The organism is Bifidobacterium hapali (assembly GCF_002259755.1).
In the GTDB taxonomy this organism is placed as follows: Bacteria; Actinomycetota; Actinomycetes; order Actinomycetales; family Bifidobacteriaceae; genus Bifidobacterium; species Bifidobacterium hapali.
Genome location: NZ_MWWY01000031.1, coordinates 32,348 through 53,710, shown reverse-complemented (window position 1 = coordinate 53,710; position 21,363 = coordinate 32,348). Strand labels below are relative to the sequence as shown.

The 21,363-nt window shown below is 57.0% G+C and carries 14 protein-coding genes and 1 pseudogene; 9 read left to right on the top strand and 6 right to left on the bottom strand.

Annotated features, from left to right (window positions below):
- The 8 genes and pseudogenes from BHAP_RS08290 to upp form a co-directional block, all read left to right on the top strand.
- A pseudogene (locus BHAP_RS08290) lies at positions 1-530 on the top strand (IS256 family transposase); the annotation flags it as partial.
- Positions 531-1,598: 1,068 nt separating this feature from the next.
- Positions 1,599-3,836, top strand: a complete 2,238-nt coding sequence (locus tag BHAP_RS08285; protein ID WP_094730253.1) for an RNA degradosome polyphosphate kinase — start codon at positions 1,599-1,601, stop codon at positions 3,834-3,836.
- A gap of 199 nt (positions 3,837-4,035) precedes the next feature.
- Positions 4,036-5,310 carry an NUDIX hydrolase gene (locus tag BHAP_RS08280; RefSeq protein WP_094730252.1) on the top strand — a complete coding sequence of 425 codons (1,275 nt, stop codon included), beginning with the start codon at positions 4,036-4,038 and terminating at the stop codon, positions 5,308-5,310.
- A complete protein-coding gene (locus BHAP_RS08275) occupies positions 5,300-5,998 on the top strand; it encodes a hypothetical protein (RefSeq protein ID WP_094730251.1) in 699 nt (232 codons plus the stop codon). The genes BHAP_RS08280 and BHAP_RS08275 overlap by 11 nt, the downstream gene beginning before the upstream one ends.
- A gap of 1,336 nt (positions 5,999-7,334) precedes the next feature.
- Positions 7,335-7,832 (top strand): FMN-binding protein, encoded by a 498-nt coding sequence (locus tag BHAP_RS08270; protein WP_094730250.1) that lies wholly within the window; start codon positions 7,335-7,337, stop codon positions 7,830-7,832.
- A 20-nt stretch (positions 7,833-7,852) separates the two neighbouring features.
- On the top strand, positions 7,853-8,710 hold the full coding sequence (locus tag BHAP_RS08265; protein WP_094730249.1) for an FAD:protein FMN transferase: 858 nt from the start codon (positions 7,853-7,855) through the stop codon (positions 8,708-8,710).
- Between the two features lie 92 nt (positions 8,711-8,802).
- Positions 8,803-10,146, top strand: coding sequence for a ferric reductase-like transmembrane domain-containing protein (locus BHAP_RS08260; RefSeq protein WP_094730248.1), 1,344 nt, complete (start codon positions 8,803-8,805; stop codon positions 10,144-10,146).
- A gap of 249 nt (positions 10,147-10,395) precedes the next feature.
- Positions 10,396-11,037 carry a uracil phosphoribosyltransferase gene (gene upp / locus BHAP_RS08255; protein WP_094730247.1) on the top strand — a complete coding sequence of 214 codons (642 nt, stop codon included), beginning with the start codon at positions 10,396-10,398 and terminating at the stop codon, positions 11,035-11,037.
- 269 nt (positions 11,038-11,306) lie between these two features.
- Here upp and BHAP_RS08250 read toward each other — a convergent pair whose 3' ends face one another.
- The 6 genes from BHAP_RS08250 to BHAP_RS08225 form a co-directional block, all read right to left on the bottom strand.
- On the bottom strand, positions 11,307-12,674 hold the full coding sequence (locus BHAP_RS08250) for an ABC transporter substrate-binding protein (RefSeq protein WP_094730246.1): 1,368 nt from the start codon (positions 12,672-12,674) through the stop codon (positions 11,307-11,309).
- 22 nt (positions 12,675-12,696) lie between these two features.
- Positions 12,697-13,608 carry a carbohydrate ABC transporter permease gene (locus BHAP_RS08245; protein WP_094730245.1) on the bottom strand — a complete coding sequence of 304 codons (912 nt, stop codon included), beginning with the start codon at positions 13,606-13,608 and terminating at the stop codon, positions 12,697-12,699.
- Positions 13,605-14,543 carry a carbohydrate ABC transporter permease gene (locus tag BHAP_RS08240; protein ID WP_094730244.1) on the bottom strand — a complete coding sequence of 313 codons (939 nt, stop codon included), beginning with the start codon at positions 14,541-14,543 and terminating at the stop codon, positions 13,605-13,607. The genes BHAP_RS08245 and BHAP_RS08240 overlap by 4 nt, the downstream gene beginning before the upstream one ends.
- A 392-nt stretch (positions 14,544-14,935) precedes the next feature.
- Entirely contained in the window at positions 14,936-15,949 is a 1,014-nt protein-coding gene (locus BHAP_RS08235; RefSeq protein WP_094730243.1) for a glycerophosphodiester phosphodiesterase family protein, read from the bottom strand.
- Between the two features lie 237 nt (positions 15,950-16,186).
- On the bottom strand, positions 16,187-17,599 hold the full coding sequence (locus tag BHAP_RS08230; RefSeq protein ID WP_094730242.1) for an MFS transporter: 1,413 nt from the start codon (positions 17,597-17,599) through the stop codon (positions 16,187-16,189).
- Positions 17,600-17,745: 146 nt separating this feature from the next.
- Complete coding sequence (locus BHAP_RS08225) at positions 17,746-19,746, bottom strand: glycoside hydrolase family 127 protein (RefSeq protein ID WP_094730241.1); 2,001 nt, start codon at positions 19,744-19,746, stop codon at positions 17,746-17,748.
- A gap of 79 nt (positions 19,747-19,825) precedes the next feature.
- Between BHAP_RS08225 and BHAP_RS08220 the strand changes: the two genes are divergently transcribed.
- Positions 19,826-21,184: a LacI family DNA-binding transcriptional regulator gene (locus BHAP_RS08220; protein ID WP_244569361.1), complete on the top strand. Its 1,359-nt coding sequence runs from the start codon at positions 19,826-19,828 to the stop codon at positions 21,182-21,184.
- Positions 21,185-21,363: the final 179 nt, after the last annotated feature.

The window sequence follows — 21,363 nt, the reverse complement described above, 5'->3', positions numbered from 1 at the left end:
GGGACGGCGCGGCCGCGGCCAGTTGGCTGGCCTCCTACAACCAGTGGGAGCAGGACTTCGCGGGTTTCCTCGACGAGAAAAGCGAATACGCCGACGGCAGCGTGAACGACATGCACCAAAGACTCGTCAAGGCCAAGCGCATGATCCGCGGACGCATCCGCGAGGGGCACCTGTTCACGTTCCTCGACGAGGACCTGACGGAGAACGGAACGATACCATCCACGAACAACCTCATCGAATCATGGAACGGACGAATCCGGGACATGCTGCGCCAGCACCGCGGACTGCGCCTGATCCGGCAACTGAAGGCGATCTGCTGGTGGTGCCACCAGCACGCCGAACACCCCGAGACGGACGCATGGCTGGCGACGAACGCGATCACGGACGAACGGCTGGAGAGCCTCTACCAGAAGGCATGGGAGAACAGCCCGCAGGGCCGATACGAGACGTTCGGCATCCCCATGCACCACGGCACCGGCATCGACTGGAACGACTTCCACACCCGGGTCGAATGGCCATCCAACGACTAGACCACCAGACACACATTTTGGCCTATAACCCCGTTTCTTTACTTAACCCTGGAAACCGCAACTAGAACACTGACCTCAGTACAGCGATGATGGGAATACAAACACAAAAAACGAGAGGGCCTGCCGAAGCGGGCCCTCTCTCCAAAATCAACCTGAGCAGAATCTCTACACAACATCATCGTCGTAACGGTAAGTCTTTCCAATGCCCGTTCAACGTAACAGTCTTTCGTGACCATACACTCATTGTGGGCTCTGCTCTGTTCAGTTGTTTTGGTACTTCCATAATGTAGTGCCGCTCAGTACAGCTTGCAACCCGCATACTGATCATGTGCGATTATTTGCCAAACTGTGCATTCGCTCACCGATCAACAGGTAGAATGAACGAATCTGAGCGAATTCGACGGTTATCTGTCACTTCTTGTGCGCATCACACATCCACACGGCGTGTCGCAACCCCAACAACCATCTAATCGCACATCAACTGAACACTACCGTCACACACAATCGCACATCACCATCATCTACTCTCACGCGTGCGTTTACCTGCCCCATGACCCCATGAACAACCCAAGCACCAACCAAGCGTAACTGCGCGCAATCGCCATGCCTGCGCGCAGTTACGCTCGTTTTCGAGCCTTAAATCCAGCGTAACTACGCGCACATGTCCCGATTGCGCGCAGTTACGCTCGTTTCCACATATCAACGCTTATTCCGGTCACTGCACCCCACGCAGTCGGGCAGGGGCGCGCACGCAGTCGAACTGGCCGACGATAGCGCGCCCCTCGCACACCACATCCGCAGCGCACCTTCAACAGCAACGACGTATCATCGCTTACATTCGCACACCCACAGCGCACCTCCTTGTCTTGGTCAGCAAACACCGCGCCCACACCCACAAACCACAAACATCACCCCACGCCACATCAACCCACATCAACCCCCACAACCCATATCCACCACCCACAACCCGCCCAAACGCACCCGCACCACCGCCGAAACGTGAATTGCCGTTGAATTATGCACCGTTTTCCCGCGTTGCGCACATTCCAGCGCATAAAGTAGGGCAGTATGGCACAGATATTTGACGCACCTTCAAAGGCGATACTCCGCAGTCAGATCGCGGAACACATCGCCGAAACGGACAAAACCGACCGTCGCGAAGCGCGTCCCGACGAGCAGCCACTGCCGCCGGACCGCTTCTTCGACCGCGAATTAAGTTGGCTCAAGTTCAACAAGCGCGTCCTCGAACTCGCCGAGGATGAGGATCTGCCGATCCTCGAACGCGCCAACTTCGCAGCGATTTTCGCATCCAACCTTGATGAGTTCTTCATGGTCCGCGTCGCCGGCCTCAAGCGCCGTATCGACTCGGGCATCGCCGTCCCGTCAGCCAGCGGCCTGAGCCCACGCCAGCAGCTGCGTGCAATCAGCGATCAGTCCCACCGTTTGCAGGACGAACACGCGCACTACGTGATCGATCACATCCTGCCGGCTCTCGACGACGAACGCATCGTGTTGCTGAGCTGGGACAAGCTCACCGCCACCGAGCAGGAGCGCCTGTCGCGCTACTACCGTCAGCAGGTCTTCCCTGTCCTCACGCCGCTCGCCGTCGACCCGGCTCACCCATTCCCGTACATTTCCGGCAATTCGCTGAACCTCGCGGTGCTGGTCGAGAACCCGACTTCCGGCAAGTCGCACTTCGCTCGCGTGAAGATCCCGGGCAACCTCAACCGCCTCGTGCCAGTCGACGACATGACCGAGGACGATTCCGCAGAAGTTCGCTACGGCTTCATCACGATGGAAAACCTCATCATCGCCCACCTCGAATCACTGTTCCCGGGCATGATCATCAAGGAAGCACGCTCGTTCCGCGTCACCCGTAACGAGGATATCGACGTCGAAGAAGACGACGCCGAGAACCTGCTCAACGCAATGGAGAAAGAGCTGCTGCGCCGTCGTTTCGGACCGCCGATCCGTCTCGAGATCTCCGACGCGACCAGCCCGTTCCTCTCCCAGCTGCTCGCCGATCAGCTCGGCGTAAGCGCGGACGAGGTTTACCGTCTACCCGCACCGCTCGACATGAAGCTGCTGTTCGAGTTGCAGGGCATCGATCGCCCGGATCTCAAGTACCCGCCGTTCATCCCGACCACGAACCGTCAGATTGCCGAAGTCGAGTCGAGCCGCGCACAGGACATCTTCGCCGCCATCCGCGAGCGCGACATCCTGCTGCACCACCCCTACGACTCGTTTTCCACGTCAGTTCAAGCGTTTCTGGCGCAAGCTGCGGCAGATCCTAAGGTTCTAGCTATCAAGCAAACCCTGTACCGTACCAGCTCGAACTCGCCGATCATCGACGCGCTGGTCGACGCCGCGCACGCGGGCAAGCAGGTCCTCGCGCTGGTCGAAATCAAGGCTCGTTTCGATGAGGACGCGAACATCATGTGGGCGCGCAAGCTTGAACGCGCTGGCGTACACGTGGTGTACGGTATTGTCGGCTTGAAGACGCACTGCAAGCTGAGCCTTGTCGTACGTCAGGAGCAGGACGGTCTGCGCCGCTACTGCCACGTTGGCACCGGTAACTACAACCCGAAGACCGCGCGTATGTATACCGATCTGGGTCTGTTGACGTGCGATCCGGTTGTCGGTCAGGACTTGACTCGCCTGTTCAACCAGCTGTCTGGTTACGCTCCGAAGTCCAGCTTCCACCGTCTGCTGGTTGCGCCGCGTACGATTCGTACTGGCTTGATTCAGCGTATCCGCCGCGAGGAGGATGCTGCACGCGCCGGTAAGGAAGCGTGGATTAAGATCAAAGTCAACTCGATTGTCGACGAGAAGACGATCGACGCGCTCTACCGCGCTTCTCAGGCCGGCGTGAAGATCGACATTGTCGAGCGCGGTATCTGCTCGCTCAAGCCCGGTGTTCCGGGACTTTCAGACAACATCCGCGTCCGTTCGATCCTCGGTCGTTTCCTTGAGCACAGCCGTATCTACGCGTTCTGCAACTCGGATGGTCCGCAGATCGGCGAAGGCCCAATGTCTGGTCCGGAAGTGTGGATAGGTTCGGCTGACCTGATGCACCGTAACCTTGACCGTCGTGTCGAAGCGCTGGTGCGTATCACCGCACCCGAGCAGATTGACGAGCTCATCAAGTACGTCGACTTGCAGATGTCCGATACGATCGCATCGTGGCACATGCAGCCGGACGGTACATACGTGCACGTCAGCCATGCGGAAGACGGCAGTCTGCTGACCGATAGTCAGGAGCTGCTGATCAAGAAGCACACTCGTCGCCCGCGTACGAATAACTGATGTGACTGACGAGCGCGTGACATCGCGAACGTGAGCCGCGCAGTTATGCGCCGCTCACGTTTGCGATGTGCTACGCTTGTTCACACTAACACGATAACGATGTTTGATGGCCGATCCCTTGAAGGGGTCGGCCATCGTCGTTTCGACACACACTACGTAGCGACCGGGGTGGTGATACAGGCCGCCATACAATGGGAGGATGGGCAAAGTGAGACGCATTGTGGAAGCGGCCGGAGGCATCCTCTACCGCATTGCACCACCCGACGAGGCATCGTCACCGCACACCACCGATAACAGTCATAGACACATCGCGAGCTCTGATAATGCCAGCAACGTTGCTGATACGTTTAATCATACGTCGAATGACATCAACGATATCACCGCTCCAGACGCAGCCGAACTCGCACAATCAGCCACAGCACCACCGTCAGTCACCATCAGCTCAACTCAAACAACCGCACAATCTTCAGCGCAAGCCGCCGAAGCCGAACGTATCACCGATCTTCTCGATCGCATCGAAGTCTGCATCGTCCACCGCCCAAAATACGACGACTGGAGCTGGCCGAAAGGCAAACTCGAAATCAACGAATCTCACCGTCACGCTGCCGTGCGCGAGATCGGCGAAGAAACCGGCCTGTCCGTCGAACTCGGCCCGTATCTCGGCGAAATCGAGTATCCGCTAGCCGAGGAAGGCAGCAAAACTCGCCATTCCAAAGATCGCACAGTCGATACAAAACACATCCTGTACTGGATGGCCACGCCGGTCGACGATATCGAAGCTGAGCAGCTCATCGACGCGTTCGGGCCAATCCATCGCGCCGACATCGGCGAGATCGACGATATTATTTGGGTCACGGTCACCGAAGCGCGCAAAATCCTGTCTCATTCAACCGACAAAGACGTGCTCGCACTGTTCGTCGATCGTCTGCAGGAGGGTGCGGCGGACGCGCACAACGTGATTATCGTGCGTCACGCGAAAGCCGAAGCGCGCAAAACATGGACCGGCACCGACGAAAACCGTCCGATCACGCCGCGCGGAGCCGCCGCAGCATACGCGCTCAACCGTGAGCTTGCATGCTACAATCCAGTGCGACTCGCCACATCACCGTGGATGCGTTGCCGTGAAACATTGCACGTGTTCTCGTGGCAGACAAATCGACCGATGATTCACCTCGACGACCTCACCGAAGACGCGTTTGCAGAGGACAGCGAGCGAGCGTGGGCGTGTTTCCGCGCGGAAATCGAGTACGCGCTCACACATCGCGAAACTGTGGCTGTGTGTATGCATCGTCCGGTAATCGGCGGTATGTTCGATCATCTGCGCGAAATGTGCGCGTCAAAACTGCTCGCGCGGCGGCTTATCGCGAAATCGCCGTACATGCCGACCGGTACTGCGGTATCGTTGTTTGTCGTCTCCTCGCCCGAGGGACCGCGCATCATCGATATTCAGAAGGTCGCTCCACTTGTCTACTAACGCTTTACATCACGGGTCTGGTTCGGTTGTTGCGAGCCGTACCGCGTTCACGCCTACTGGCTCGCCGCGTCCGAATCGGCCCGGTCAGCTTGACCCGGCTATCGTCGCTGGCATTGCGGGCGGTGACGATCCGAGCGTGATCAGTGAGATCAGCCACACGTCGGCTGCTGCGTTACTTGATCGCGTGCATCATACGGCCGATCCGGAAGTCGTTGCGCGCGTGCTTACGCTGGTCGATCGCGAAGGTATCGATTTGATCGCGGAACTGTGGAGTCGCGCGGAACCGGATTCGTTGCCAGGGATTTTGTGGCGGCTGTATTTACTGCGTTCGTGGATGCGGACTCACGACGGTGCGATCGCGCGATTATGGCGGATTGGCGAGCCAGTTGCGACGGCGGCGTCGGCGATTGCTGGCGTGGATGATGCACCGACGGAAGATGATATTGCGCGCACAGCAGATTCGATTTTGGCTGGCGCGTTTGTTGGTGATTTTGCGGTTGCGTTGGAGCGGGCTGCGGCGTTTACGGATGTGGTGGCGTTGGGATTGCGCGTGGAAGCGAAGCATCTGAGCTGCGAAGGGCATCGGGATAAGGCCGCGCGACTGCTGCATACTGCGAGCAATCTGATGGTTACGTCGCGTGATTTTCGACATGGTGCGTCGCTGTGGCGGCGCGGCACACTCGAATAGTCGTTTGGTGAGTTTGGCATGTTTGGTGCGTTCGGTGAGCGCCGGCACACCCGGTGAGTCCGGCAAGTCTGGCATAGCTGGCATGGCTAGTACAACCCAATATATCCAGTACGGCTGGCACACTCGACATGTCCAGCACGTTCGGCGAGTCCGGAGAGTCCGGTACGCCTAGCACAGCTAACACCCAATATGCCCGACACAACTGGCATGTCCAGCACGTTCGGTGAGTCCGACACATTCGGTACACCCGGCGCGTCTAGCACATCCACCATCCGGCACGTTGCCGTGGAACACGCGTGGTTCCGCGACGGCTGTATTACCCGCTATACTGTTAATTCGCGTCGGGCCGTGCATAGCCCCGGGCTCCATTTTTTGCCGCTGCGAGCGGCCTTTGCGCCGACAGGCGCTTTCACGGTTCGGCGCTTCAACTCTTTGATTCTGTTACGCCATAGTTGGCATTAATTCTTTTCCCCATTAAGTGCGCTGAGCTGCTTTCATTGAGCGCACTGAGCCACACAAATCCGGTTGGCTTATATCGCGTGGCAGAAAACGCTCGCTGAAGCCACCGCCAGCGAGCAAAAACCGCCACGCGCCGGCATGCGTGGCAGAAAACGCTCGCTGAGGGTGTGCTCAGCGAGCGTTTTCTGCCACGCATGCCCTCACATCACCCTTTCACATCATGTGTGGCGGCTTTCGCTCGCTGACGGCAGTCTCAGCGAGCGTTTTCTGCCACGCACATTAGGGGACATGCGTGGTTTGGTCACGCGATGGAATTGACTCGATACAATCCATCGCGTGCGTATCCCCGTGTGATATTCCGGCGGAGGACCTATAAACTTCCGCCGGAATATCACACAAACCCTACCCAAAACGTGACATTCCGGCGGAGACAGCCCCATCTTCCGCCGCAATATCACAAAAACAGGGTGCTTTCTGTGATATTCCGGCGGTAAAACCGTATGCCTCCGCCGAAATATCACAGAAATCCAGTCCGAAACGTGACATATCGGCGGGGAACCCATAAAGTTCCGCCGCAATATCACACAGACAGGGGCCAAAACGTGACATTCCGGCGGAACATCGGCCACCATCCGCCGCAATATCACGCTTATACTCCGCGCACGCGATGTCATATTGTGCAGCGCAAGTCAATACCCGATATACAACCTTCGAACATCTTTGTTTTTCTCACTGGTCGACGACCGAACATATCTCATTTTGAGATATAGGTCACAAATAGGCTTACTCTCCAGTTGATTTTCAGCGTTCATCCAGCCACAATTTTTACGCTCGTCGCGTTGGGATTGTTTACGTTCACATATCAAGGGGACTTATTATGAAAGCGAACGTCACTCGCGCACTCGTCGCACTCGTCGCTGGCCTTGCAGTAGTAGCTGACGCATTTCTGCTGTTTGTCAAACCGCACTTGAGCCAGCAATCATCTGCTTCCAACACGAACGGACAGTCATGGGCCGGCAACTCGTCCGACTCATCATCGTCAAACTCAAACGGCAACAGTTCAGCCGAATCATCCAGCACAGCCACGCTAAAAGACGGCACATACACCAGCGTCGCCTCGCCAAACGCATACGGCGAAATCCAACTGCAAGTCACCGTCGCAGGCGGCAAAATCACCACCATCACCACGCTGCAAGCTCCCAGCCACGGCCGCTCGCAGTCAGTCAACGCGCAGGCGCTGCCCGAACTCACCAACCGAGCGATCGCCGCGCAAAGTGCCGATATCCAGTTCGTCAGCGGCGCCACCGAAACATCCACGGCCTTCGTCAACTCGCTGCAAGACGCAATCAACCAGTCCATCAACGCCAGCAACTAGCGACCTGCCGAGAGCAACCCATGACCGCCACGATCATTCGCGCACGCGTCATCCACGCCATGACCATCCCGGTTACTGTGCAGATCGCCGCGACGACCGTCACCGACGCCGAAACGGCGCTCGACACGGTCATGCCGCAGATTGACACTCATCTGCACAATATCGACGCTCGTTTTTCGCCATTTCGTAACGATTCGCTGGTTGGTCGAGCGCGGCGCGGCGACTGGAGCGCACTGCTCAACGACCGCGAATTCGCTGAGATTTACGCACTGTGTCAGCAGGCAAAGCGACTCACCGACGGCGCATTCGACCCGATGCACGCCGGTGAATATGACCCGACCGGACTGGTGAAAGGATGGGCGATTCAACGCGCTTATGAACGGTTCTTGCAACCGCTATTACACGATACACAACATGATGCGTACAAGGCGGCGGCGATCGGAGGCGGGGGAGATATTCAGGCCGGCGTGCGAAGCGGTACCGATGACTTCGCGTGGCGAATCGGCGTGGATAACCCGTTCGGGAACCAAGCAACCGCGCTTACGCCTGTCACAGCAACAGACCCGACCACGGCGACGCCGCTCGTCTCAGCCTCACGCACGCCCGCATTGCGCACGATCACACTGCGTAATGGCGCCATCGCCACATCCGGTACGAGCGCGCGCGGCAAACACATCACGCGCACTGATCACAGTCTCACACAGGCCACAATCGTCGCCGACCAACTCATCTTTGCAGACATGTGGGCGACCACCGCGATCAGCGTCGGAGAGGATCGTCTGCGCGCGTTGATCAGCCGAGCGGGCGGATTCGGGCTTGTCGACCATGTTCAAGCCGTGCTCGTACGCACTGACCGCAGTCTTGCACACCTGCCGTAACGCGCACATTGTCTGAGATCCGCCCGCGATTCCGCCCGCAAATCAACATCATCCGCCACACATTCCATCCAAAGGACATCCAAAGGACTCCTATGAAACACATCAACACCACCGTCGCACTAGCTTGGTCGGTCGTTTTATTCGTCGTACCACTGCCGCTGCTTGCCACGCTCGCCGCCGGGCTGCCAGCGCTCTATGCCAACGAATTATTCGGCATCGAGCTCGGCGTGATCGCCTACACATGGATGCTCGCCGCCGTGTATCTCGCATGCCGGCCGCGCTGGGTTGACCGCACCGTGGGACTTCCGACCATGTACATGATTCATGGCGTGCTCGCAATTCTCGCGATTGCGTTCGCATTCATGCACCAGTCGCTGCTGCCGGGTGCGGGCGCGCTCATCGGGCTGACCGGTCACGCGGGACTGTACCTGTTCATGGGCGTGGCCGTGTGGTCGCTGGTATTCATGGCCGGCTGGTTGACCGCGCGCGTACGTTGGCTCGCTCAACTCAAGCGCGTGCTGGAGCGTCTGTTCCGTCACGAAATGAGCGTGTGGCTGCACCGGCTCAACTTGGTGGCGATTGTACTAATTGTGCTGCACGTGCATGTGATCGATTACATCGCCGCAATTAAACCGTTTATCTTCCTATTCGACGTTATGACCATCGCCGTGTTCGCATATTACGTGTGGTCGATGATCAACCGGCGCGCATATGCGTTGCAAGGTCACGTGGTGTCGGTGCGACCGCTTGCAGACCGTGTGAGCGAACTGCGCATTGGTCTGGTTGGCCGGTCGGCCGCTGACGCGCGTTGGAATCCCGGTGATTTTGCGTTCATTGCATTTCCGGGAGAGCGTGGCATGCATGAGTATCATCCGTTCTCATTGACAAATTCGTGGTCTGGGGCAGCGGCGGTATCGTCTAATACCAACAGCTCCCCAACCATGAATTTCGCCATTCGTGCAGACGGCGATTTCACGTCGCGTATCGCCTCGCTCAAGCCGGGGGCCGACGTGCGCATAATTCCACCGTATGGCCGCTACGCCGAGTTTATCCGCGAACATGATGCGCAACGCGGGAAGGCGGATGTTGAAACTCCTTTGGTGTTAATCGGCGGAGGCATTGGCATTACACCGCTCATCGGCATCCTCACTGCTTACGCCGGAACCGGACGCATCGTCGATTTCTTCTACACTGCACGCGGCGAACACGACATTATTTACCGCAATGAACTCGAGCAGATCGGAGCAAGCTCACCAACCGTGCGCGTTCGCATTCAGACGCAACGCCCGTCCGAGCAGACCATTGCTCCCATGATTCGACCGGGCGCAATCTATCTCATCGCCGGCCCGCACGGCATGCTTGTTACCGTGCGCCGCATTCTGCTCGCACATGGCGTTGCTGCTGACGATATTTACTACGAACCGTTCGCAATGTAAGTCTTTTGCAAACTGAGAGGCAGATTTCTAACTGTGCAGGGGTCTATTTGCAAACTGAGAGGCAGTGTCATTGGGGATCTAACACCCATATGAATAAGTTCGGGGGTGTTAGAGACCAATAGACTGCCTCTCAGTTTGCAAATAGACCCCTGCAATACATGAAATCTGCCTCTCAGTTTGCAAAATGCCTTTAATTTACACTCACGCACACGCGACGTGTCCGAAAATGATTGCGGTACGCTGGTAATCATGGAACTCACTGTTTTGAATCACCCGCTGGTTGAGCACAAGCTCACCGTATTGCGCGATAAGAACACCTCCTCTGCCACCTTCCGCGAGCTCGTCTCCGAACTCGTCATGCTTGAAGCGTACGAGGCGACTCGCAACCTCGATGTTGTCGACAAGCCGATTGAAACGCCAGTCGCTCCAATGGTCGGCAAGCACATCGCCGAACCGCGCCCGATCATTGTGCCGATTCTGCGCGCTGGCCTCGGTATGCTCGACGGCATGACCCGCATGATCCCATCAGCCGAGGTTGGCTTCCTTGGCATGAAGCGCGATGAGGAACACCCCACTCAGCAGATTACCTACGCGAACCGTCTACCTGAAGATCTGTCCGGCCGTCAATGCTTCCTCATCGACCCGATGCTCGCCACCGGCGGCACGCTCGTCGCCGGCACGCATTATTTGGCCGAACGCGGAGCCAAGGACGTCACCGCCGTATGCATTATCGCCGCGCCTGAAGGCATTCAATTCGTGCAAGAACATATCGACCCGTCCATCGACTTTAAAGTCGTCGTGTGCGCTGTCGATGAGAAGCTGAACGACAAATGCTATATCGTGCCGGGGCTGGGCGACGCAGGCGACCGCCTCTATGGCGTTGTTGACTGACGGAGCGTATACCACCTTTCTTCACCACTCGCTGTGCGAAGCACAGCTTCGGGTTCAGACGGCGGTCTCCGCGCACGTCAGTCACTGACGCGCGCAGCGAATCGTTCTCAATAAGAAAAGTGTGAGCCACTCGCACTAACAATCGCACATCAGCACCTTGAAAATGGCGTCACAACGCTATTTTCAAATTTGTGCGTTTGTGCGATATTGTGCGGGTGGCTCACACTTTTCTTATTGAGAACGATTCGCTGCGCAGTAGTCAGCAAACCTCACTGATTCACCGAATTATTGTAATCATCAAGATCAGTCTGCATGGCCTTCACCTGATCGCTCAGCGCGGTCTTCGGATCAGCACCCTCAAACACCTTCTCCACAGCCGTTTCCACAGCCTTACGCGCCTGAGGCATCACACCAGCGGAGCAACCCTGTGTAGCAGGCGTCAGCTTCGTGTTGGCGAGCTGCTTAACCGCCACATCGAACTGCGGGTACTGTGCACGCCACTTAGTGTCCACCGGGTCCTCAAGAGCCTTCTTCGAAGTCGGGAAGTAACCAGTGCCAGTGTGCCACACAGCCTGATTCTCAGGCTTAGACAGGAACTTGATGAACTGCCAAGCTGCCTGCTGCTCCTCGTCAGAGTGCTTCACGTTAGAAATCCACAGCGACGCACCACCGATAATAGGACCAGAATCATTGTTCTTGAGCTTCGGGTAGTTACCAACACCCACCTCAAAGCCCTTCTGCTTGGCCGCTTCCATAATGCCTGCCAGATCAGCAGTCGACTCAATCGTGATACCGACCGAACCAGTCTCAAACGCGTTGACTGCAGCCTGTGTATCGGTACCTGTGTTACCAGAAATACCAGCGTCAATCATGCCCTTCCACCAAGTCATGAACTGCACCGCACCGTCGTTATCAAACGTGAACTTAGTCGCATGATCCTTGCCACGGCCGTTGTCAGGCGAGCAGTACAGGTCGCCGTTCGCAGCGATCTCCTGTTCCAAATACCAGCCGTACACAGCCGCATTAAAGCCATACTGTGCAGGACCGCCGTTCTTCTGCGACAGCTTTTCGGCATCAGCCTTGACCTCGTCCAGCGTTGCCGGCGCCTTTTCCGGGTCAAGTCCAGCTTTCTTGAACATGGTCTTGTTGTAGTACAACACTGGCATTGACGTGTTGAACGGCATTGAGTACAGCTTGTCGTTGACGGTGTAGTAACCGGCGACATTCGGCTGCAGATCAGACGTGTCGTACTTGTCTTTGTCGATGAAATCTTGCATCGGCGTGATCGTGCCGGAATCCATCATGAAGCGTGAGCCGATATCGTAAATCTGCATCAGCGTCGGCGTGGATTGGGACTGCACGGCAGACTTGTACTTGGTGATCGCGTCATCGTACTTGCCTTGGTACAGGCCCTTGACGGTGATCTTGCCTTTGTTTTCATCGTTGAACTGGCTGATGAGCTTGTCAAGCACCTGTCCGTTCGTGCCAGACATCGAGTGCCAGAAGTTCACCACAACCGCGCCGCTGGAATCTTTCGGCGTCGCAACGTTTGCGTTGGCGTTGCCGCATCCGGCGATCGCCAACAGTGACCCAGCTGCCACAACGGCAGCCACAAGGGTACGTACTGTCTTATTCATAATATGCCTCTCTTAGATTGTTTTACTTGCTGGAACCTGCAGTCAGACCGCGCACGATTTGACGCTGGCCGAGAATGACGATGAGTAGCGTAGGAATTACCGCGAGCACAGCACCAGCCATGACCAGTCCAGGGTTGAAGTTATCCGGCGACTGCAGCTGAGTGATGCCGATCTGAATGGTCTGCATTTCCGGCGTTTCAGTGACGAGCAACGGCCAGAAGAAGCCGTTCCAGTGAGTCAAGAATGTGTAGATTGCCAGCGATGCGATAGCCGGCCGACTCAGCGGCAGCACGATCGACCACAGCAAACGCAGGTTTGACGCACCGTCAATGCGCGCCGCTTCGACAAGCTCCATCGGGAACTGCTTCATGAACGAATACATCATGAAGATGCCGAAGCCGCTTGCGAGGAACGGCAGAATCAGCGCGAGGAATGTGTTGCGCAGGCCGAGTGACGAAATCGTCAAGTAGTTCGGAATGATCACGGACTCGCCGGGGATCATCATCGTGCCGAGGAACAGCGTAAACCACACGTTCGCGCCCCGCACTTTTAGCACGACGAGCGCGTACGCGACGAGCGTAGAGGTGATGACCTGCGCGACTGTGATGATCAGCGTGGAACCGAACGAGTTGATGTACTGACGCACCAGCGGAATGATTTGCGCTGCGGTAGTCAAGTTCGTCCACGTTACGCCGTGCTTCGGCCAGATTGCCGGCGGATTGGCGGCGATATCTTGCTGTTGCATGAGCGTACCAGCGAACGAGTAGTACACCGGGAAAATCACGATGATGCCAAGTATGACGAGTACGAGGATGCCGATGACTTTGGACGCGATGTATTTGGCGTGAGACAGGTTCGCGGACATGCTGCTCGCCTTATCGGCTGACTTGAGCTTCGCGGGCTTAGTCGCGGCGACTGTTGTTGCGAGACTCATTGGTTATCGACCTTCTTTCCCACGGTGGTGAATTGGATGAGCGTGATGATGGCAACCACCACGATCAGCACGATCGCCTCCGCGGATGCGTAACCGAAGTTGGAACTATTGTTGGCAAAGCCGTGCATGTAGATGTCGTAAACCAGCGTGGTGGTTGACGAATCCGGGCCGCCCTTTGTCAGCACGTAAATCTGACCGAAGCTTTCCAGTGACTGAATCGTATCGGTGATGATGAGGAAGAACACTTGCGACATGATCATCGGAATCATGATCGACCATTGCAGGCGGAAGCCGGACGCACCGTCGAGACGCGCCGCTTCGACAATCTCGTCAGGCACTGAGCCGAGGCCGGCGAGTAGCACGAGCACGTTGTAGCCGATGTTCATCCATACGGTTGTCATGGCGATGGATGGCAGCGCAAATTGCGAGCTCGTCAACCAACCGACTGGCTGGCCGCCGAAATGTTGCACAATCGCGTTAAATAGGCCAGTTGCCGGGTTAAAGAATGCAGAGAAAATAATGGATGCAGCTGACACCGAGTAGGCAAATGGTAGCGCAAACACTGTGCGGAATACGCGGTTAACCGTGGATTCCTTGTTGAGCATCAACGCGATGATCAACGACAGCACGATGGTAGGAACCACCGTGTAAACGGCGAACAGCAGCGTGTTCAGCATGATTTTGCCGAATTCAGGATCTGTGAACACGCGTTGGAAGTTACGCAGACCAACAAATTGGCTCTGCCGGCCGAGGATATCAGTGCCGGATGCAGAGAGCGTAAACGTACGGATTAACGGGTAAACGATAAATACCGCGAACACAATAATCGCGGGAAGTAGGTAGAGCAGAGACGTCCAAGAATGCAGGTTTAATGGTTTCCTTTCATGTACCGAACCTGCATTCCCTTTCATTGTTGAGGGAATAGCAGCAGACATATTCCAGACCTTTCGAATGATCGCACACCTGAAATGTAATTGAAGGCGAACGATTCGATTGGATGTCTTGGATGGCATCCGTCTACTGTCTTAACAATAAAAATTGCTCGTGGAGGGCCAAGTCGACTGCTGTTCACTCTGATTTCATATGAATAACAATGTGCGTGCACACACACCGATGATTTGCATATTGGGAACGACATGCTACAGGCTGTTTGTGTGCAGCGAATCGTTCTCAATAAGAAAAGTGTGAGCCACCCGCACAATATCACACAAACGCACAAAACCATGAATGGCGAAATAACGCCATTTATAAGGTGCTGATGTGCGATTGTTATTACGGATGGCTCACACTTTTCTTATTGAGAACGATTCGCTGCGCAGCAGTCAGCTCACCTTACAGGCACAAATGCCTCAAAAATGTGCCGATCAAACCAGTCATCGCATTGGGCAAGCTCATCGCTACTACGCACAGTCCACGACACGGCCGTTGCACCCATCGCACGCGCCGCGCGCACTTGCGGACTGTTGCCGCCCTTCCAGTCATAGGCGACAAAATCAGGGCGCGACAGGAAATCAAACACGAGCAGACCAGCCGCCCACTCAGCCACGCCGCCTTCGCCATTGACCTCAGCCGGCCACGACAGCTGACCGCGGCACACTTCCGGGCGGTGTTCCTTGTACCACTCCACAGCACGCGGGTTAAAGGACTCAATCACATACGGGCCGTCATATGCCTGTAGCAGCGCATCGCCCTTCTCCATGAGCTCTTCTTCGCGCGGGCCAAATACTGCGTTATCGTCGAACTTATATTCGACAATCAGTGGCACGCGACCGGCAACCACGCGCAGCACGTCCGAAAACAGCGGCACATGCTGGAAATAGCCCGACGGCGCAACTGACGCTGGCGCCGACGCGACGGCCGTACCCGGCGCATCATTGCCAAATAACGCAATGCCCGTCAGCTCGTCGTATGTCAATTCAGCAACCCGGCGCGGATCGCCAGCTACGCGCTTGAGATCAGGATCATGCAATACAACAACCTGACCGTCCGCACTCAGCTGCAAGTCCAATTCGATACCGTATCCAGCTTCAGCAGCCGCAGCGAACGCAGCAAGCGAGTTTTCCGGCGCGATCGCCGTCGTCACGCTCGGGTCACCGTATCCAGCTTTCATAGCCATCGTGCGTGCGCGAGCCACGTATTCGCCGCTCTCGACCGCATACTGCGGGGTCAATCCCGAGCCGGCATCATGCAGGCCACGGTGCGCATACCACACGTCCGGCACGGCTGGGACATAATTATGCTGCTTATCGGTAAATGAGCGCGGCTTGATCGCCCACGCTGCAGCACCAGCGGCTAAGGCGCCGCCGACGAGGAGATTGCGTAAGAATTTGTTGGATGACATGGCATTCCTCCCTTGGGTCATCCGGCGGGCTGCATACAGCCGCCCGCGCGACTGTCGGTTTCGAGCCTAGCCCACGGGCATGGCAAACAATAAAACGGTTGTGGCCCAGCGCCTGCATACATGCATAAGCGTTGGGCCACAACCGTTGATGATGAGACCCTGCGTGGCAGGAAAAACCGGCTGCGAGCGCACCCACATGACTGCCCTCAGTCAGCTCCCCTGGCGAGGGAAGTCAGATCACTTGGCTTCAGCGAGAGCCTTCGCGTGACGCTCAGCGAGCTCAGCCTTGATCTGCGGCTCCATCTTCTCATACTTGCGGTAGAAGCACATGATCACGCCAACGATGATGTAGACGATCACCGGCAGCCAGATGAAGCAGAAGCTGATCGCGTCGAGCGCAGACTGCGGCTGCTGCTCAAGGTTGGCATCGTAACCAGCGGCGCCCATAATCTCCAGCGGCAGGAAAGCACCGAAGCCGGAGCCGACCTGGATGCAGAACGCGGAGCCGACAGCAGTCAGGAAGCCAGCTGCATGGATACCGGTCTTCCACTCGCCGTAATCGACGGTGTCGGCGAGCATACCGAACGGCATACCGATAGCGATAGCAGCACCGAGCACGCCAACAGTCCAGAACGTGACCAGCAGCGGCACGTTGTGACCGGCGAGCGGCATGAGCGCCTGACCGAGACCACCAATAATCAAGCCGATGATCATGGTCAGCGTCTTGTTCTTAGTCTTGTTTGCGATGATCGGCATGGCAATGGTACCAAGCAGACCGATCACCTGAACGCCGTTGAAGATAGAAGTTAGGTTGCGGTTTTCGAGCACGTACTGCGCGTAGTAAGTGGACACACCGTTACGAGTGGACTGTGCGACCCAGTAGATCACGAACGCGACGACGAGGATAATCCACGGCCAGTTGCCCTTGGCAGCCTTGAGGGAGTCGCTCAGCGGAATCGGCTTGTTGAGTTCCGGGTGATAGTTGCGCTCGTTGAGGTTCTTGAAGGAGAACAGCAGCAGGATGATTGCGATGACACCCCAGATCGCGGTGACGATCATGAAGCCAGTCTTGTCGCCGCCGCCGAAGGTCACGCCGAACCAGCCGACCAGCGGGATGGTGAAGGACGAGGTGATGAAGGAACCGATCTGACCGCCGGCCATACGGAAGGAGTTGGCGTTGTTACGCTCCTCAGGATCGGAGGTGAGGTTCGGCAGAATTGCGGTGATCGGGGTCTGAATACCGGTGTACACAGCACCAGCAGCCAGAATGTAAGTGATCAGCGCGTACGCGAACTTCGGCGCACCATCCGGCAGGCTCGGCGCGGTGAACGCAATCCACACGGTGATTGCGAACGGCACGCACAGCCACAGGAACCACGGGCGAGACTGACCCCACTTTGTGTTGGTGTGGTCGACGATCGAACCCCACACGACAGCAGAAATAGCGTCGGCAAAACGAGCGACCAGCAGGATCGTACCTGCACCGAGCGCGCCAGCGGCCGGGATGTGGAACACGTTGGTGTAGAAGTACATGATGTACGACGAAATGGTCACGTACAGCAGGTTGCCTGCCATATCGGTGAAGGAGTAAGCGATCTTCTCCTTCGTGGAAAGCTTCACTGCGGAAGCGTCCTGAGTTGCTGCACTCATTGTTTCCTTCTTCTATAATTTAGTGATTAATACATACACAGGTGATGTTTGCTGCGCGACGATCATCGCGCAGCAATATGGGCGGAGAGATTATTGGACGGATTGAATTGGTTGGCGTACCTCCGGGCAATCTCTCCGCACGTCTGTCAGAAGTCCGAGTCGAACCAGACCTGCATCTGACCGATCTCGCGGTTGGCCCACGCGTAGTACGGGATGAGCTTCAGGTCGTAGGACTTCTCCCCGACCGGATGCTCTTCCACGTCGGCGTACAGCGGGAAGTTCTCGTCGTCGTGCGTGCGCTTGGTCGCTGGAATCGTGATGACTTCAACACCGTCGAGCTCACCGAAGTGATATTCGGCCTTCGCACGGTCGGCATCGTGGCTGGCGATGTGGTAGTTCCACAGCGGCGCGGAGTTGTCGGCTTCTTCAGCGCAGAACACGATCGGGCCGCGCATGACGGCGATCTTGCCGATGTCGTGACGTACGAGCGTCTTGGAACGCATGAACTTCACGGCCATGTCGAGTTCGAGCGTGATCGTGGTCGTCTCGCCTGCGGCGGCTGCGATCGTCACGAATCCGTCAACGATCGGCAGACGGCGCGCATCTTCACCGTTCACGGTCATCTCATGCTTCGATGCGGACCAGCTCGGGATACGAACGAGGAACTGAACCGGTTCAGCACCTTCCGGCACGCTCACCGTGAACTCGATGTGACCATCCCACGGGAAGTTCGACTTTTGCGACACCTTCACGCCGTCGAAGAACTCGGCGTCGTTCGCAATGAACTGGTGGGCGATGATCTCACGGCGATCCTCGTGCACGGTGTACAGGTAACGGTCCACGGAGGCGATCAGTCGCGCGATATTGGCCGGGCAGCATGCGCAACCAAACCACTCAGCGCGGTGCATGAGCACATGGTAACGATCCGGATTATGATCGGTTGCCTCAGGATCTGCCTCAAGCGCGTTCACATAGTAGAAGTGCTTGCCGTCGAGCGCGATACCAGCGATCGAGCCGTTGAACAGCTCCTTTTCGAGCACGTCCGCATATTCGCCCTTGGTCTCAAGCTCAAGCATCTGACGTGCAAGGAAGCTCATGGCAACGGACGCGCACGTCTCGCCGTACATCGTGTCGCTCGGCAGATCGTAATCGTAGGTGAACGCTTCGCCGATGTGGGTTGAGCCGACACCACCGGTGATGTACATGCGCTTGGTGACAATGTTGTGCCACAGGCGCTTGGCAGTTTCCTCAAGTTCCTTGTCACCAGTCAGGCGAGCGACGTGAGCGACGCCGGTGAGCATGTAGCCGACGCGCACGGCGTGACCTTCAGCGGTCTGCTGTTGACGAATCGGACGCGCGGTCTGTGTGTACTCGTGCGTCCAGCCGCGCATCTGCGGGAAGATATCGGTCGAGCCGTCGCCGATCTTCTCGTTCTGCTTGTCATAGAAGCTCGGGTCCTTGCCACGTACATCGATGAAGAACTTGGCGAGATCAAGGTACTGCTGCTTGTGCGTGACCTCGTAGAGACGAGACAGCGCAAGTTCGATCTCCGGATGACCGTCAGCGCCCGGAATCTTGCCGTCTTCCTCACCGAAGTTCGCAGCCAGGCAAGCAGCCATCTTCTCGGCCACGTCGAGAGCCTGCTGGTTACCAGTGACCTCGTAATATGCAACCGCAGCCTCGATATAGTGACCCATCACGTACATTTCGTGAGACTGCTGAATCTGCGTGAACCGCTCACGATTTGCGAACGCGCCAGACTTGATAATGTACGGCGTATCAAGGTAGCCGTCCTCGCGCTGAGCGCGGGCGATCAAATCGACGAGCTTGTCGCACAAGTCCTTGAGCTGGTCGTCCGGATCGTATGCGAGCGCATATGCGGCTTCTTCAAGCCACTTATACACGTCGGAATCTTGGAAGACGAAGCCCTTGAACTCGCCTTCCTCGTCACCGGCAGCGATGCGCAGGTTACGCACGGCGCGGCTGTAATGGTAATCGATATCCTGTTTCGCGCCGGACGGATCGCGCGGAATGTCGATTTTCTGTTCATCGTTGATAACCGCCCACTGGTAAGGGATTACCTCTTTGGCAACATTTTCGCGATACCGCTTCCAGAACGGCGATGTCACGGTGACATGCTGGCTCATAGTGCGTCCTTTCCACACTGTAGGTACTGCTTCTACTCGTTCACTGCTGGTTTCCAGCCGCCGAAACGGTTCCGCTGCCATGCAGAACCGTCCCTCGGCTGATGTCGGTACCGATACTATGCGCGCCACGGCAAACGCATTCCAAGGTCTTGCGAATGCGAAAATTTTCGCATATGGTGAGGGTATATCGTTCACATCCGCACACAATGAGCGCACTATGGCACAGAACCGTTCAATCAGGTCGTCAATCGACTCTGCGACTAGATCATATGCAACGCCAGCCGCAGCAACCACATTCTCCGATCATCACGAGCATGCCCAGTCTTTCAGTGCCCGTGCTGAACGCCACGTCAGCGGTCAGCATCAATCACGCACCGTCGCTCGCCCAACGCTCACTGACGTCGCCCACCTCGCTAACGTATCGGTTGCCACGGCTTCGAAAGCGCTCAATCATACCGATCGCATCTCCGCGAGCACGCAACGCGCAGTCCTCGCCGCCGCCGAACAACTCGGCTATCGCAAATCAACCGATACCGGCGCAACCTCAGGACACCGCAACAAACGCACTGGTCTCGTCGGCTTGATCACATCCGACTACAACGGCCGATTCGCGCTGCCGTTGCTCACCGGCGCGGAAAGTACGCTCGGCGCCTCGAATCATGCGGCATTGCTGATGAGCTCGCACGGGCGACCTGCGCTCGAAAAAAGTCATATTGATCGGCTTGCCGCGCACGGCGTAGACGGCTTGATCGTCGTCGGTGATACCACCAATCCGCGTCCGCCGCTCGACCCGCGCACCACGATGGGACTACCGGTTATTTACACCTACGATCCGTCGCGAGATCCCGCTGACTGTTCAATTATCTGCGACAACGTTGGCGCTGGTGCACAAGCGATCGAATACTTGCTCAGCCTCGGCCGCCGTTACATCGCCGTGATCGCAGGACCAGAGGATTTTCAAGCAGCGAAAGATCGTGTGCGCGGTGCGTGGAGAACGTTCACACTGTACGATTTTCGGCCTGTGGCAGTGTTGTTTGACGCGTGGAGCGAGGAGTGGGGTGAACGCGCAGCAAAGCTGTTGCTTGATCAGCATCCGCATCTTGACGCGATTTACTGTCTCAGTGACGAGATTGCGCGCGGTGCGGTGCGCGGGTTATTGGCGGCAGGCCGACGCGTGCCGCAGGATGTGGCTGTGATCGGGCATGATAACTGGTTCGTATTCGCGTCGAACGCGCATCCGACGTTGACCACGTTCGACAACAATATTCCGATGCTCGGCAAAATGGCTGCGCAGTATCTGTTGGGTGCGTTGGCCGGGCGACCACATCACGGCGTGACCACGGTGGAATGCCCGATGATCGTGCGTGAATCCACTGAACCGATGCGTCGCACACCGCTCGACAGCTCCGGCCGAATCTTCGAGCGGCAAGGTGCGTGAGGCGAAGGCATCACTATGCGCGCCGGTATCCCTCATCCCGCCCCCGCGTGGCAGAAAACGCTCGCTGAGAGGCGCTCAGTGAGCGTTTTCTGCCACGCGATTCAGACAGTGGCGGTTTTTGCTCGCTTACGATGCTGCCAGCAAGCAAAACCGCCGTTCCACGGTAGCAACCACGGCAG

Excerpts from the sequence above, each read along its gene's own strand:
- BHAP_RS08270 (WP_094730250.1), top strand. The coding sequence starts at position 7,335 with ATGAAAGCGAACGTCACTCGCGCACTCGTCGCACTCGTCGCTGGCCTT.
- BHAP_RS08240 (WP_094730244.1), bottom strand. The coding sequence starts at position 14,543 with ATGTCTGCTGCTATTCCCTCAACAATGAAAGGGAATGCAGGTTCGGTA.
- BHAP_RS08245 (WP_094730245.1), bottom strand. The coding sequence starts at position 13,608 with ATGAGTCTCGCAACAACAGTCGCCGCGACTAAGCCCGCGAAGCTCAAG.
- BHAP_RS08230 (WP_094730242.1), bottom strand. The coding sequence starts at position 17,599 with ATGAGTGCAGCAACTCAGGACGCTTCCGCAGTGAAGCTTTCCACGAAG.
- BHAP_RS08225 (WP_094730241.1), bottom strand. The coding sequence starts at position 19,746 with ATGAGCCAGCATGTCACCGTGACATCGCCGTTCTGGAAGCGGTATCGC.
- BHAP_RS08235 (WP_094730243.1), bottom strand. The coding sequence starts at position 15,949 with ATGTCATCCAACAAATTCTTACGCAATCTCCTCGTCGGCGGCGCCTTA.
- upp (WP_094730247.1), top strand. The coding sequence starts at position 10,396 with ATGGAACTCACTGTTTTGAATCACCCGCTGGTTGAGCACAAGCTCACC.
- BHAP_RS08250 (WP_094730246.1), bottom strand. The coding sequence starts at position 12,674 with ATGAATAAGACAGTACGTACCCTTGTGGCTGCCGTTGTGGCAGCTGGG.
- BHAP_RS08285 (WP_094730253.1), top strand. The coding sequence starts at position 1,599 with ATGGCACAGATATTTGACGCACCTTCAAAGGCGATACTCCGCAGTCAG.
- BHAP_RS08280 (WP_094730252.1), top strand. The coding sequence starts at position 4,036 with ATGGGCAAAGTGAGACGCATTGTGGAAGCGGCCGGAGGCATCCTCTAC.
- BHAP_RS08260 (WP_094730248.1), top strand. The coding sequence starts at position 8,803 with ATGAAACACATCAACACCACCGTCGCACTAGCTTGGTCGGTCGTTTTA.
- BHAP_RS08265 (WP_094730249.1), top strand. The coding sequence starts at position 7,853 with ATGACCGCCACGATCATTCGCGCACGCGTCATCCACGCCATGACCATC.
- BHAP_RS08220 (WP_244569361.1), top strand. The coding sequence starts at position 19,826 with ATGCAGAACCGTCCCTCGGCTGATGTCGGTACCGATACTATGCGCGCC.